The 13,535-nt window shown below is 69.1% G+C and carries 10 protein-coding genes; 5 read left to right on the top strand and 5 right to left on the bottom strand.

The window, feature by feature from the left end; genetic code table 11:
- Nucleotides 1–125 precede the first annotated feature (125 nt).
- The 3 genes from H8F26_RS03075 to H8F26_RS03065 all read right to left on the bottom strand — a co-directional run bounded on the left by H8F26_RS03075 (nucleotide 126) and on the right by H8F26_RS03065 (nucleotide 3,669).
- Nucleotides 126–1,232 (bottom strand): fatty acid desaturase, encoded by a 1,107-nt coding sequence (locus H8F26_RS03075; RefSeq protein ID WP_231598171.1) that lies wholly within the window; start codon nucleotides 1,230–1,232, stop codon nucleotides 126–128.
- 74 nt (nucleotides 1,233–1,306) lie between these two features.
- Nucleotides 1,307–2,659 (bottom strand): hypothetical protein, encoded by a 1,353-nt coding sequence (locus H8F26_RS03070; RefSeq protein WP_197157381.1) that lies wholly within the window; start codon nucleotides 2,657–2,659, stop codon nucleotides 1,307–1,309.
- A complete protein-coding gene (locus tag H8F26_RS03065) occupies nucleotides 2,656–3,669 on the bottom strand; it encodes a substrate-binding domain-containing protein (protein ID WP_197157380.1) in 1,014 nt (337 codons plus the stop codon). The genes H8F26_RS03070 and H8F26_RS03065 overlap by 4 nt, the downstream gene beginning before the upstream one ends.
- A 75-nt stretch (nucleotides 3,670–3,744) precedes the next feature.
- Here H8F26_RS03065 and H8F26_RS03060 point away from each other — a divergent pair, with 75 nt between their 5' ends.
- The 4 genes from H8F26_RS03060 to H8F26_RS03045 all read left to right on the top strand — a co-directional run bounded on the left by H8F26_RS03060 (nucleotide 3,745) and on the right by H8F26_RS03045 (nucleotide 6,869).
- The gene (locus tag H8F26_RS03060; protein ID WP_197157378.1) at nucleotides 3,745–4,620 is read left to right on the top strand and encodes a substrate-binding domain-containing protein; all 876 of its coding nucleotides are present in this window, start codon (nucleotides 3,745–3,747) and stop codon (nucleotides 4,618–4,620) included.
- Complete coding sequence (locus tag H8F26_RS03055) at nucleotides 4,554–5,504, top strand: VWA domain-containing protein (protein ID WP_197157376.1); 951 nt, start codon at nucleotides 4,554–4,556, stop codon at nucleotides 5,502–5,504. Before H8F26_RS03060 ends, H8F26_RS03055 begins: the two co-directional genes overlap by 67 nt.
- A 14-nt stretch (nucleotides 5,505–5,518) precedes the next feature.
- Nucleotides 5,519–6,268, top strand: coding sequence for a hypothetical protein (locus H8F26_RS03050; protein WP_197157375.1), 750 nt, complete (start codon nucleotides 5,519–5,521; stop codon nucleotides 6,266–6,268).
- 115 nt (nucleotides 6,269–6,383) lie between these two features.
- The gene (locus tag H8F26_RS03045; protein WP_197157373.1) at nucleotides 6,384–6,869 is read left to right on the top strand and encodes a hypothetical protein; all 486 of its coding nucleotides are present in this window, start codon (nucleotides 6,384–6,386) and stop codon (nucleotides 6,867–6,869) included.
- A gap of 20 nt (nucleotides 6,870–6,889) precedes the next feature.
- On the opposite strand, the gene H8F26_RS03040 is transcribed toward H8F26_RS03045, so the two are convergent.
- Together H8F26_RS03040 and H8F26_RS03035 are read right to left on the bottom strand one after the other, a co-directional pair.
- On the bottom strand, nucleotides 6,890–11,440 hold the full coding sequence (locus H8F26_RS03040; protein ID WP_231605432.1) for an EAL domain-containing protein: 4,551 nt from the start codon (nucleotides 11,438–11,440) through the stop codon (nucleotides 6,890–6,892).
- 322 nt (nucleotides 11,441–11,762) lie between these two features.
- Nucleotides 11,763–12,248 carry a cupin domain-containing protein gene (locus tag H8F26_RS03035; protein WP_197157369.1) on the bottom strand — a complete coding sequence of 162 codons (486 nt, stop codon included), beginning with the start codon at nucleotides 12,246–12,248 and terminating at the stop codon, nucleotides 11,763–11,765.
- Between the two features lie 154 nt (nucleotides 12,249–12,402).
- On the opposite strand from H8F26_RS03035, the gene H8F26_RS03030 reads away from it, so the two are divergent.
- A complete protein-coding gene (locus tag H8F26_RS03030) occupies nucleotides 12,403–13,533 on the top strand; it encodes a serine hydrolase (RefSeq protein WP_231605431.1) in 1,131 nt (376 codons plus the stop codon).
- Nucleotides 13,534–13,535: the final 2 nt, after the last annotated feature.

Here is a 13,535-nt window from a genome sequence, read left to right as displayed (position 1 = left end):
CTCTAACACCCGACGGGAATCGCTGGGATTTTCTATGGGGTCATCCTGCTACCGCTGAGGACGCATCGTGGGTGCCGATCGAGGTCTGCATCGGGCTGTCACAAAAACGCGTCTGCGCCGTGGCTTCACTGGGCAGGGGCGGGCACGGTGGCCAGCCGCTCAGCAGCCGGATCCCAGAGGATGTAGTCGAAGCAGATGGGGATGTCGCCCAGCCGCAGGCGCCTGACGCCGTTGAGCAGATGCTGATTGCGTTGCTGGCAGGCCCGCAGCCGGTAGTTGGGGATGGCGGAGCTGAGGTGGTGGATGGCGTGGCAGCCGATGTCTGCCGAGAACCAGTTGAACAGGGCCGGCAGGTCCAGATCGCTCGTGCCTTCCAGGCAGCCGGCCATTTCGCTCCAGCCCTCGCTGGCATGGGCATAGGAGCCCGGGAAGTTGTGCTGCACGAAGAAGATGCAGATGAAGATGGCGGCGGCGCAGGCCATCACCGGTGAATAGATCAGCCAGAAGGGCCCGGCGCCGATCCACCAGCCCATGCCGACCCACAGGCCGACCACCGCCAGGTTGTTGAGGGCCAGATCGCGGCATTCCTCGGGGCTGTGCCAGTGCCGGGTCGACCCCTGACGGGCGACATCCAGCAGACCCAGCAGCAGGGCCACGCGGGGCTTGATCACCAGATAGAAGAACCCGCCGGGAAACAGCATCAGCGGCTGGCGAATCCGGCCATACCAGCGCTGCTGCGACGGACTGAGCGCGCCGTAGGCCTCGGTGGTGATCAGGGCCGACGGCCCCTGATAGCGCTCCCAGTTGCCGTTGTGCCGGTGGTGAAAGGCATGGCCGCGCGACCAGGGCAGCTGCGGGATGCCGCAGACGATGCCGAGCAGAAAACCAACGGCGCGGTTCACCCTGCGGCTGCGGAACAGGGCGTTGTGGCCGCAGTCGTGCATCAGCGAGAAGCAGCGGGCCAGCAGCAGCACCATCAGGGCGATCACCGGCAGCAGCAGCAACGGCGCCTGCTGCAGGCTCCACACCGCCACCCACCAGAGCAGGCCAAGTGGCACCAGGGTGTTGAGGATCTGCCAGCTGGCGATCCAGTTGGAGGGCGTCATGAAGGGCTTGAGCTCGAAGTCGGCCCTGGTGATGCCCGTGGCGTGTGCGCTTGGCTTGGCCGGCGGCGTCTGCGCTGGCGGCAGGGGGGAGCTCAGAACTGGAGCCGTCGCGGGGCCATGGGTCAAGCGTTCTTACCGAAAAGTCCGATCCATCAGCCTAGGCAGGATTCCAGGGTCGCGTCAGTGGGGTGAGAATTGGCTCAGACCGGTGTGGCGTCGCGCACACTTTCGAACAGGTCGATGTCCCAGGCCACCAGATCGCGGCGGATCGCATCGGCGCGGGGGCGGGGCAACCGCTCGGCCAGGTCTTCGCCGGTGATCACACCGCGGAGCTCGCCGCCGTCTTCCCGCAGGAAGGCCAGGGCATGCCAGGTGAGGATCGCGGCCCCCACGGCGGTGGGATAGGAGATGTAGGTGGCACCGGCATAGGGGCTGTTGAGTAAACCGCGGTAGCGGAGATAGCTCACCCCAACAGTTTCGATCGTGCTCTGGCGATCGTTGCGCACATTTTCGGTGTAGCGGATTTCGGCGGAAGCGGCGAAGTGGGCCCGGCGAATCACCCCCTCGCGCAGATAATCCTCGATCCGCCGCGGTTTGTTCATGCCCGGCAGGATGGCGCGCACCATCGCTTCCACGGTGAGTTCGCTCTGCTGCGGCAGGGTGCGTTTCGACAGCAGATTCAGCTTGAACAGGGCCTTGACCAGCTCCACTTCCGACCCACCGGTGTAGATGCCGATCGAGTCGATCTCGGGGAAGGAGCGATGCAGCGACAGCAGTTCCTCCTGATAGAGCGGGTACTGCCGGGTGGCTGTCACCTCATGGGGAAAGCTGTGCTCGCGCGCGGCGCTGAACGGCTCCAGCACCTGCAGGCGCCCATCCCGCAGCAGGCGAGGCCGCGCCGCCAGTTCCTCCAGGGCCACCAGCGGCGACCAGGAGAAGACGATCTCGTCGGCGTCGATGTCTTCGAGCAGATAGAGATCCACGCTCTCGATCCGCAGATCCCGGCGCCGGGCGGAGCGCAGCTCGTGCAGACGCAGACCGACCAGGAAATTGGTCACCCCCGGCGAGATGCCCAGATTGATCAGGGCGGCCCGGTTGGCGGCGCGGAAGGCGTGATCCAGCCCGTATTGCGCAAAGGTGAGGCTGCGCTCGGTCTCGGCGTCGTACATGTCCGAGGCCAGATCCACGGTGTGGGCGCCCAGCCGCAGGCCCAGCTCCAGCATTGGCAGGTTGAAGATCGGGTTGGCGGCATTGACCAGCAGGTCGATGCCGGCGAAGCGGGCGGCGTGATCGCCTGCCAGGGCAAAGACCGGCGCGAAATCGCTCACCTCCAGGAAGTCGATCCGATCGAACAGGCGCTCGGCGTGGAACAGCGCATCGCGGGCCAGCTCCGTGTTCAGCACCACCACCAGGAACTCCAGCTCCACGCCATCCCGCTCGGCCAGCTCCGCCAGGCAGATCAGCAGGGAGGAGCCCACCGCCCCCAGCCCGAAGAAGGCGATCCGCAGGGTGGGGGCGGCAGGGGTGCTGGTGCCGGAGGGGAGGCTGGTCATGGAACGCTCTGCCACTGGCGCAGCAGGTCTTCGAGGGCTCCGGGGGAGGGGGGCGGCAGGCGGCGCACCCGATCGCCGGCGGGGCTGCCGCCCTGACCGGCCGCATCCCGGAAGCCATGGCGGTTCAGCACGGCACGACCCTCGGCGCCCAGAAGAAACGCCACGAAGCGGCTGCCGTCGGCTTCCCGCCCCTGGCCTTCGCCCCGGCGCACGCCTGCGGCCAGCACCGTCTCCATGGTGGGATCGGGAAACAGCATCCGGTAGCCCCCCGGCCAGCGCCCCTCGGCTTCGCCCTGGCGCTGCAGGGCCGGGGCCTCGTACACAAAGGCGAGATCCCCCTGGTTGGGTCCGCCACTGACGAACTCGCTCAGCAGGATGTCGGTGGAGCGCGCCGGCCGGTAGATGGCCCGCTTCAGCAGCGCCACCGCCTCGCTGCCCGGTTGGTCGCGGGCCCAGAGCGCCAGGGTGAGCTGGCCCGAGTTGGAGCGGAGCGGATCGGTCATGCGCAGATCGATGCTGCCCCAGGCGGGCGGACCGCCGATCGCCTGCCAGCGACCGGCCCGCGCGGCAGCCCGCAGCCGCTCCCAGGAGAACCGGCCATCGGGGAACAGCCGCTTGGCCCGTTCCGGCCAGGCCACCGCCACCAGCAGCGTGCGGGCGATCGGCTGCGGGCTGCCGCGGAAGGCCGGTCCTTCGCCCCGGGCCTGCACCGCCCCGGCGTAGCTCTCGAGCTGGTCGCGGTTCGAGGGGATCAGCACCCGCGGGCGCTCCGGGCCGCCATCGATGCTGGCGTTGATCATGTCCTGGGCACCCAGCACCCGCCAGCGCAGGTCGATGTCGCCATGGCGCGTCTCGAACAGCGGTTCGATCTGCCGCAGCGAGGCCTCCAGCTCCGATCCCACCACCACCAGCAAGGGACGCCGCAGACCCGGCACCGGGGCGGCAGCCAGCAGCACCGCCACAGCGCCGATGCCCAGGGAGAGGAAGCGGCGTCGGCTCAGACGACTCACCGGCTGATCCGGAGATGCCCGGTCAGTCTGCAGCAGAATTCCGCAGCAGAATGGGGGGCAACGGGCCGGGATTCGATGCGCTTCTCCAGCCTGGTGCCCTGCGGTGTGGTCCGCCGCCGCCCCTACTGCCACCGCCACCGCCACCGCCACCGCCACCGCCACCGCCACCGTTGTACCGCCGCCGCTCTGCTGCTGCTGGCTCCCCTGGCGGGCTGCGGCAGCGGGCCGGGGCAGGAGATCGCCATCCCGATGCTGGTGGGCAGCGCCCTGGGCGGCTTCTGCGAGCAGGCCGCCGCCGCCATCGCCCGCCAGCCGCCCCGGCTCGACGACGGCACCCGGGTGCAGTTGCGCTGCCGCGCCGCCGGCAGCGGTGATGTGGTGAGCGAGATCGAGCGCCACGCCCGGGCCGTGCTGCAGGGCGGTGCTCCGGCCGATGACCCGTCGATCCCGGTGCTGCTCTCGGTGGATGGCGAGATCTACCAGGAGCTGCTGCGCTACCGGCTGCAGCAGCTGGCCCCCAGCCGCGATCTGATTCCGGCTCCGGCCGATGCCCCGGCCCTGGCCAGCAGTCCGATGGTGTTCATGACCACCCCGGCCCTGGCGAAGGGACTGCAGCGCTCCGATCCCTACCAGGCCCTGGCCCGCAGCACCGACCACCGCCAGCTGGATCCGGCGGGGCCGTCGCAGCTGATCCGCTTCGTGCACACGGCGCCGACCCGCTCCAATTCCGGCCTGCAGACCCTGGTGGCGATGTTCGCGGAGGTGGCCGGCAAGCCCCCTGAAGCACTCACCCTGGCGGACGTGAGCCGCCATGCCGCCGGTGTGGCGGCGATCCAGCGGCACATCACCCGCTACGGCAGCTCCACCGATGAACTGGCCGGGCGATGCAGCGCAACGGCCCCTTCTGGGCGTCGGTGGCCTCGGTCTATGAGTCGTCGGTGGTGGGGGTGAACAGCCGACGCAGCGGCAGCGAGGAGGTGCTGCAGGCCGTGTACCCGGCCGCCACCTACGCCAGCACCATGCGGGCGATCCTGCCGAACGCGCCCTGGGTGTCGCCCCAGGAGAAGGCGGCGGCAGAGCTGCTGATCGAGCGGCTCCAGAGCCCGGAGATCCAGAAGCTGGCGGCGGATCAGGGGTTGCGTCCCGCCAATCCGGCCGTGCCGGCCTCCCGGGTGGTGGCGGCCTATGGCGCCGATCCGCGGGCGGTCTACGACTCCCTGCGGGCGCCGCGCCCGGCGGTGGTGGAGGCGATGATCCGCACCTGGCGGGATCTGGTCAAGAAACCCTCGCGGGTGGCCCTGGTGGTGGACAGCTCCGGCTCGATGAGCGGCGAGAAACTGCCCTCCGCCCAGCGCAGCCTGCAGGCCTACCTGGCCGCCATCGGCCCGCGCGACACCGTGGGTCTGTTCGACTTCGACAATCGCCTGCCGGAGCCGGTGGTGATCCGTGGCGGTCCGGCTGATGCCGCCAAGGGCCAGGCCTTTGTGGCCGGGCTGGTGGCCGATGGCGGCACCCGCCTGCACGATGCCGTGTCCGGTGCCCGCGACTGGCTGCGCCGCAGCCACAAGCCCGGCGAGATCCTGGCGGTGGTGGTGCTCACCGATGGGCGTGACCAGGGCTCGCGCCTCGGCCTCGACGCCCTCAAGGCCGAGCTGAAGCGCAGCGGTTTCGGCGGCGACGAGCGCATCGGTGTGTTCACGATCGGCTACGGCAACCCCGGTGATTTCGACGCTGACGTGCTGCGCCAGATCGCTGAGAGCAACGGCGGCGAGTTCACCCAGGGCAATCCCGAGAGCATCCTGCGCCGGATGGAGGATCTGCAGATGGCCTTCTGAGCCTGGATGCCCCCGTGACCCGCTCTGCCCTTCTGCCCAATCCCCTCGACGATCCCGCGGCCGTGGCCATCGCCTCAGTGGCACTGGTGCTGCTGGTGCGGCTCGGTCTGCTGCCCCTGGCACCGGCCCTGGCGGTGGCGGCGCTGTTCGGCTGGGGCCTGGCCACCCTGCGGCATCGGCGGCGCCATCGCGGCAGCCGCCTGCTGGATGCCCGCCTGCGGCTGCGGATCGATGCAGCGCTGGCGCGCTGCCGGGAGCTGGCGGGGCAGGCGGCGCTGGTGGGTGGCGAGGCGATGGCGCGCTTTCAGGATGCGGCTCACCTGGAGGCCCTGGGCCTGGTCCAGCTCTGCTGCGAGCGGCTGCAGAGCCTGCCGGAGCGGATCGAGCAGCGCCGTCCCCTGCTCGAATCCGGTGGCGGCGTGCTGCTCAGCGCCGAAGACCTGCAGCGGCGCCTCAGGCAGGAGGAGACAGCCCTGCGCCGCGAGGAGGCCGGCCCCCTGCGGCTGGAGCGCCAACGGCTGGTGGAGCAGTTGCGCCGCAACCTGGAGGCGGCCGAACAGGGGATGGACGAGCGCGAAGCCCGGTTGGTCGCCCTCTCCACCCGCCTTGAGCAGATCGATGGCGGCCTGCGGCATCTGCGCCGCCAGGTGGATCGCCAATGGCCCTCCAGCCAGGCCACCGATGCGGCGATGGCCGAGGCCCTCAGGCCCCTCGATGCAGCCCTCGATCAGATCGAACGCCTGCTCGACGAAGGCTCCCGCTGAGCGGGTTCGTCCCTCAGGATTCGGCCTTGGTCGGTGCTGCTGCCCCTTGCCGATTGACGCGGCGGCCTGCGGGACTCACCCTGGCGTTGATGGCGCCGCCTGCAATTCGTCCGTGATGCCGCCGCAACTCCCGACCCTCCAGACCGGCCTTAACGTCTGGATCAGGCGCGGGATCCGGTGTGGGATCAGGGTCTCGGCACTCAGCCTGGCCCTGGCGGCCGTCTCCGCAGCCGAGACCGTTGCGGCAGCCAAGGCCCGCCCGGTGCCAGTGCCGCTGGTGGTGCAGCCAGCCGGCTCCCGGGCGAAGACCCAGCCCCCCACCGCGTCCAAGGCGGAGCTGCCGGGCCTGGGTGCCCGTCAACCGGAGTGGCGCCTCTACGGCCCCCTGCGGGTCGACTGGTCCAGCTGGACCTCGATGGGGGGCAGTGTGGTGGCGCCCACCATCAATTCCAAGGGGCAGACCATCCATCTGTCGGTGAACTGCTCGGTGGGCAAGATCAACGTGGCCGGCGCCAATGGCGTCTGGAGGGGCTGGCAGGCTCCTCAGGTTGATTTCGAAAGACAGCTGGTGAAGGATGCCTGTGCCGCCCGGCGCAGCTGATCCCGATGGGGCGGCTGGGTCTAGGCCGACGGCCCAGTGGCTGACTCCAGCCAGCCCAGCAGTTCCGGCAGGGGCATGGGTCTGGCGATCGCGAAGCCCTGCAGGTAATCCGCCCCCAGCTCCTGGCAGAAGGTGGCCATGCTTGTGTCACTGATGCCTTCCACCACCACGGCGGCCCCGAGGCCATGGGCCATTTCGATGGCGGATCGCATCAATTGCCTGCCGCGATCATCCTCGAGGCTGAGCAGCAGCAGGGAGCGATCCAGCTTGATGAAGGCGGGCTCCAGTGTCTTCAGCAGCCTGAGGTTGGAATAGCCGGTGCCGTAGTCGTCGATCGAAATGGCGGCGCCGTGATCGATCAGGCCATGCACCACCTTCAGGGCCGCGCTGTTGTCGGGCAGCAGGATGGATTCCACCACTTCCACCACAAGGCCCTGGAGGCCGTGGACCGCGGGCCAGCTCTGCAGCAGGGAGGCGAGCTGGGGATCTTCCAGCTGCTTCACCGACATGTTCAGGCTCACCGACAGATCGCTGCGGCCGGTGGCGCTGAGGCGCTCCAGATCGGCCCGCAGCAGGCGCAGGGTGAGGGGCCCGAGCTCGCGGATCAGACCGCTCTGCTCGGCGAACGCGATGAAGTCGTCCGCATGCACCACCTGCCCGTCGCGGTGCCAGCGAATCAGCGCTTCCACCCCCCAGAGCGTTCCCTCTTTGGCCGCCACGATCGGCTGGAAATACAGCTCAAACGACTCTGCGGCGATTGCCTCCGCCAGCGCGCGCCGCAGCAGGCGCCGCTGCTCGGCGGCGGCATTCATTGAATCGGTGAAGTATTGAAAGGTGTTGCCGCCCTGGCTCTTGATTCCATACATCGCCGCATCGGCGGCACGCAGAAAGTCGTCCACCGTGGTGGCGTCTTTGCCGTAGATCGCCACCCCCACACTGGTGCCCACCTTGAGTTCCACATCCGCCGCCTGAATCGGATGCCTCAATTCCAGCATCAGCCGTTCCAGGATGGCATCGAGTTCGTGATGGTCGCTGTAGCCGGCGATGATCACGCCAAATTCATCGCCGCCCAGCCGGCCCACGTAATCCCTGCCGCCGCGGATTTCTTTCTGCAGGCGCTTGCCGATCGCGCACAGCACCTCATCGCCAGCGGCATGGCCGTATTGGTCGTTGATGTCCTTGAAGTGATCCAGATCCACCCAGGCCAGGGCCAGGGGCAGAGTCTCCCGGGAGGCCCTGGCGATCTCGCGATCGAGGGCCTCCGAGAAGCTGAGTCGGTTGAGCAGTCCGGTCGCGCCATCAAAGCGGGCCATCTGCTCCAGCTGCAGGGTCGATTCCCGCAGGCTGGTCACATCCTGCAGGATCACCAGAACCACGGCCTTGGCGATCGGTCGCGGCAGCCGCCGCACCTCGGCCGTCACCCAGGGGGTGTGGCCATCCTTGCCCTTGAGTTGCAGGGTCCGGGTGGCGGCACGGTCGTTGCCACTGAGCACGTCTGCTGCGGCGGAGACGATCTCCTGCTCGAACCCCGCCGCGGCGATCAGGCCGATCGGAATGCCCTGGATCAAGGTGGAATCCAGGTTCACCAGATTGCAGAGTGCCTCGTTGCCCATCACCACCCGATACTGGTCATCGAGGATGGCCACACCGAAGGCCTGGGTCTGGAACACCGCTTCGAAGATCGCGGACATGTCATGGGCCCGTTCTTCGGTGGCGTGCTGTTCGCTGATGTCGGCCAGGGTGCCCACCACGAAGGTGTCGCTGATCACCTTGGCCGTCTCCAGCACCCAGATGGGCTGGCCATCGCGACGGATCAGCTGATAGCGAACGTTCCACGCATCGGCCGCTTGCCTGGCCTGGTTGACGCGGTCGCGGTCGGCTGGATCGATCGCCTCATCCAGGAGTTCAGGCTGCTCGAGAAGCTCGGCCAAGCTCCAGCCGCTGAGGCTCTGCATGCGCTGGCTGACATAGACAATCTCCTTCATATTGCGGGCTCTCTTCCACACCGCCTCCTGCAGGGCATCGGCGAGCTGGGTGAAGTCCTGCAGCGCTGATTCGGCGTTCTGGCGCAGACTCACCAGCTCCGTGACATCGGTGAGCGTCACGATGGCGCCATGGCGGTCGCCGCGGTGGTCCTGATAGGGGAGGATCTGGGCCAGGTAGGCGATGCCGTCGCCTCGGGCCTCAATCGCCTCCCTGACGCCTCCCCGGATCACCCGCTCCAGGGCCTCCCGCAGGTTCGGCAGGTCCACCGTGGTGGGCACACCGGGCAGCATCTGGCCGATATCGCTGTCCACCAGGGCGAACACCCGAACGGCCAGCGGGGTGAAGCGGGTGACGCGCAGATTCTCGTCCACGATCACCATCCCCTGGCTCAATGACGACTGGATGTTCTCCATGTCGCCGTTCAGCGCCTGCAGTTCATCGGTGCGGGATCGCAGCTGCTGGTTGAGGATCCCCAGGGCCTCATTGGTGGCCTGCAGTTCCTCGTTGGAGGCCTCCAGCTCCTCATTGGAGGATTGCAGCTCCTCCGACGACGCCTGCAGTTCCTCGGAGGAGGCCTCCAGCTCCTCGTTGGCGCTTTCCAGTTCGCACAGGGAGCGGCGCAGCGAGTCCTGGCTGCTGAGCAGCTCCTTCTCCAGCCGCTCCACCTCCTGATCGAAGCTGGTGTCCCGTTCGATCAGGCGGCTCGGCAGCGGAGCCGTGGTGCTGGCGGTGTTGCTGTCGCTGGGATTGACCGCGATGAAGCTCAGAATCGTGAGGTTGCGATCACCCGCCGTCAGGGGCCGGGCTTCAAGGCGCACCTTGCCCTCCAGTCCCTCCAGCTGCAGCGGCTGGCCCATCACCGGCATGCCGTCGGCGCGGACGATCAGGAACAGGGCCCGCGCTTCGGCCTGCAGCTCCGGCCTCAGGTAGGAGCTGGCGGCGGAGGTGACCTGGCCCTCTGGCAGACGGCAGTAGGGGGTCACGTTCCCCTGCACCTCCACCAGGTCGTGGTGTTCGTCGAGGATGAGGCAGGGGTGGCACAGCTGGCGGATCAGGGCCTCCAGCAGGGTGACGTGCTGCTCCGGCACGTTCTCGCGCATGATCGCGACCCGGTTGCCCGCCGCCCCGCTGAACGCCGTCAATACCCGAGGCTGGGCTCTGCTGGCTAACGGCGGCAGCAGCCGCGTCGGGCTTTCTCCTTCCAGGGTGCGGACATAGAGGTGCTGTTCAGCGCTGGCCACCCCAAATCCCGGCGTGCGGCTGCTGAGCGATTCGGAGCCCCCCAGAAACAGCAGGCCGTCGGGCAGCAGGCCGTAGCGAAACAGGCTCAGCACCCGATCCCGCAGGGGGGTCGTGAAATAGATCAGCGTGTTGCGGCAGGAGATCAGGTCCAGCCGCGGGAAGGGCGGATCTTCCCCCACGTTGTGACGGGCGAACACGGCGCATTCGCGCAGCGTTTCGCTCAGCCCCATCTCGCCGTTGGCGAGGGTCACGAACCGCTGGCAGAGGTCCTCCGGGATCGCCTTGGCGGCCGAGACCGGATAGGTGGCCCGGCGGGCGATCGAGAGGCTCGCCTCGTCGAGATCCGTACCGAAGATCTTCAGATGGCGTGACAGATCGGCGGGATGATCCAGCACCTGGCTCACCACCATGGCGATGGAATACACCTCTTCCCCGGTGGCGCAGCCCGGCACCCAGACGCGCAGTGGATAGTTGTCCACCTGCTTGGCGAGGTACTGCCGCAGCTGACGGCCGAGCTCGGTGAAGGCGGCGGGGTCCCGGAAAAACGCCGTCACCGTGACCAGGAGGTTTTCCGCCAGGGCGTGCGCCTCAACAGGATCGGAGCCCAGCAGAGGGAGGTAATCCTCGATCGAGCTCACCTGCCGGATCGCCATGCGCCGCCGGACCTGCCGGCGCAGGGTCGATTCCTTGTAGAGGGAGAAGTCGATGCCGATGGCGTGCTTCAGCTGCCGGCTGATGGTGGAGAGCATCACAGGCTCCGGCTCCGGCAGGGCGCGGCCGATCCAGTCGGCGCCGCTGCTCACCAGGGCGGCGAGGCGCTGGCCGATCTCGGTGGCGCTGAGCACCAGCTCGGCGCCACCGAGGGAGATGGCGGCCCGCGGCATGCCGTCGAAGCGGGCGTTGTCCAGGGTCTGCACCAGGGTGAGCCCGCCGGCGGCCCGCACCGCCCGCAGCCCGCGGGCGCCATCGGAGCCGGTGCCGGAGAGCACCACCCCCACGGCCCGCTCCCCCCAGTGCTCGGCCAGGGATTCGAAGAGCAGGTCCACGCTGGGGCTGGGACCGAAGCGCGGCAGCGGCTCGGTGACAACCAACCGATTCTTCTCCACCGCCACGTCGTGGTTCGGGGGGCAGATGGCCATCGTTCCGGCCTGCAGCGGCATGCCGTCCACGGCCGCGACCACCTTGAGGCTGGTGGTATGAGACACCAGATCCACCAGCAGGCTGCGGTGGTCGGGGGCGAGGTGCTGGGCCACCACGTAGCTCACGCCCCCGCCCACCAGCAGGTGTCTCACCAGCTCCTGCAGCGCTTCGAGGCCGCCGGCGGAGGCGCCCAGGCCCACCACATAGGCAATCTCGTCGTCGGCTGGCGCGGGTTGGGGCTCTGTGGCGTCGGTGGCGCCTGGGGATCCAGCTGCTTCTGGCGGGTCAGCGGTCTCTGAAGCGCCAGGTGTGGGCGACGAGCCCGGCCGATCAGGTGGGTTGGCTGGCTGTTGGGACGCGGTTGGCTCGGCTGGCTGCTCGGGCGAGGTTGGATCGGCTGGCTGCTCGGACGAAGTTGGGTGCTCCTTGGGTTCAGATCTCTGCTTTGATCCCAACGACTGCATCCGATCCCTGCAAGAAGCTTATGCAGGGTTTCCGAGGCTGGCTTGGAGTTGTTGCCGTCACTCAGATCAGGGCCGGATCGGCGCCATCGGGGCGCTCGGCCAGCGGCAGATCAGCCAGGAGGTCGAAGTCGGCGAAGTCGAATCCCGGTCCCACGCTGCAGTAACTGAGGCTCCAGGCCCCCAGGCTGCGCGCCGCCTGCCACCAGTCGGCCGGGATCAGCTGCACAGGCTGCTGCTGGGGGTCTGCTGGATCGAGGGGGCCGAGCCGCAGGTGCTCGGTGCCGCCGCCCTGGGGTGGCAGGCGCAGCAGGTCGAGCGGTGCGCCGCCGCCGTGATACCAGAGCTCATCGGCCTGGCGGACCCGGTGCCAGCGGCTCGATTCGCCCGCCTGCAGCAGGAAGGCGATCAGGGTGAGGCCGGCCCGCGGCTGGCCGTCGTCCTGCCGCACCACCCCCACGGCGGAGCGGTGCAGTTCCCGGTACCAGCCCCCCTCCGGATGGGGTTGCAGCTCCAGCTGGCGAATCAGTTGTGCTGGATCGGAGGCCATGGGCGCCGGGTTGTTGCCCTGCCTAGCTTGCCGGGAAGGCCCCAGGTTGCAGGAGCGTTCCATGCCCGCACTCCCTCGTCCCGCTTGGCGGCTCCACGGCGCGTCAGCTGCGGTCTCAGGGGCCGTCGCTCCGATCGCCAGGTGGTCTGAGGCGTTGGACGGTGGCCTGGCTGCGCTGCGGCGGCTGGGGGGTTTGCTGGGGCTGGTCGTCCTGGTGGGGCCGCTGGCCGCAGCGCCCGCAGCGGAAGCGCAGGTGCAAGCGCAAGCCCAGGCGCGCCTGGTGGCCGCCTTGGCCCGCCTCGACACCCTCGCGGCCGACACGCTGCGGCGCACCGGCGTGCCGGGCCTGGCGGTCGCCGTGGTAGCCGATGGCGAGGTGGTGGTCGCCAAGGGCTTCGGGCGGCGCCAGGTGGACCGGCCCGATCCGGTGGATGCCGACACCGTGTTCCAGCTCGCCTCCCTCTCCAAGCCGTTGGCCACCACCGTGGTGGCGGCCCTCGTGGGAGACGGGCCGCTCGCCTGGGATACGCCCGTGCGGCGCTATGTGCCGGAGCTGCGGCTCGGCCCGCCGGCCATCGCCGATTCGGTGACCCTGCGGGATCTGTTCAGCCATCGCAGCGGCCTGCCCGACCATGCCGGCGACGACCTCGAAGACATCGGCTTCGGCCGGATCGCCGTGATCGAGCGCCTGCGGTTCCTGCCCCTGGACAACCGCTTCCGCGCCAGCTACGCCTACACCAACCTCGGCTTCACCGCAGCGGCGGAGGCCGCGGCCCGCAGCACCGGCCGCTCCTGGGAGGAGATCTCCGCCGAGCGGCTCTATCGGCCCCTCGGCATGGACCGCACCAGCTCCCGCCATGCCGACTGGCTGGCCCAGCCCAACCGGGCCGTGCTGCATAGGCAGCAGGGGGAGCGGTGGCAGGCCCTTCCAGCGGTGGTGATCCCCCAGCGCCCGCAACCGGCGCGGCCGCCTGCGGCGTACACCGGCAGCTACGCCAACGATTACGTGGGTACCGCGGTGGTGCGCCTGGCGGGCAGCGGTGTGGCGCCTGGTGGTGCTGCTGGCGCAGGCAGCAACCTGGTGCTGGAGCTCGGCCCTGCCCGCCGGCCCTTTGCCCTGGAGCACGTCAGCGGCGACACCTTCCGCTATCAGCCCACCGGTGAGAACGCCGACGGGGCCAGCGCCGTGGTCTTTGCGCCCGGACCCGGCGGCCGTGCCACCAGCGTGCGGATCGACAACCTCAACCTCCAGGGTCAGGGGACCCTGCGGCGCCAGGATCCCTGAAG

The sequence above is a fragment of the Synechococcus sp. CBW1006 genome (assembly GCF_015840525.1).
Lineage (GTDB): Bacteria > Cyanobacteriota > Cyanobacteriia > PCC-6307 > Cyanobiaceae > CBW1002.
This window is presented reverse-complemented; position numbering and strand designations above follow the sequence as displayed.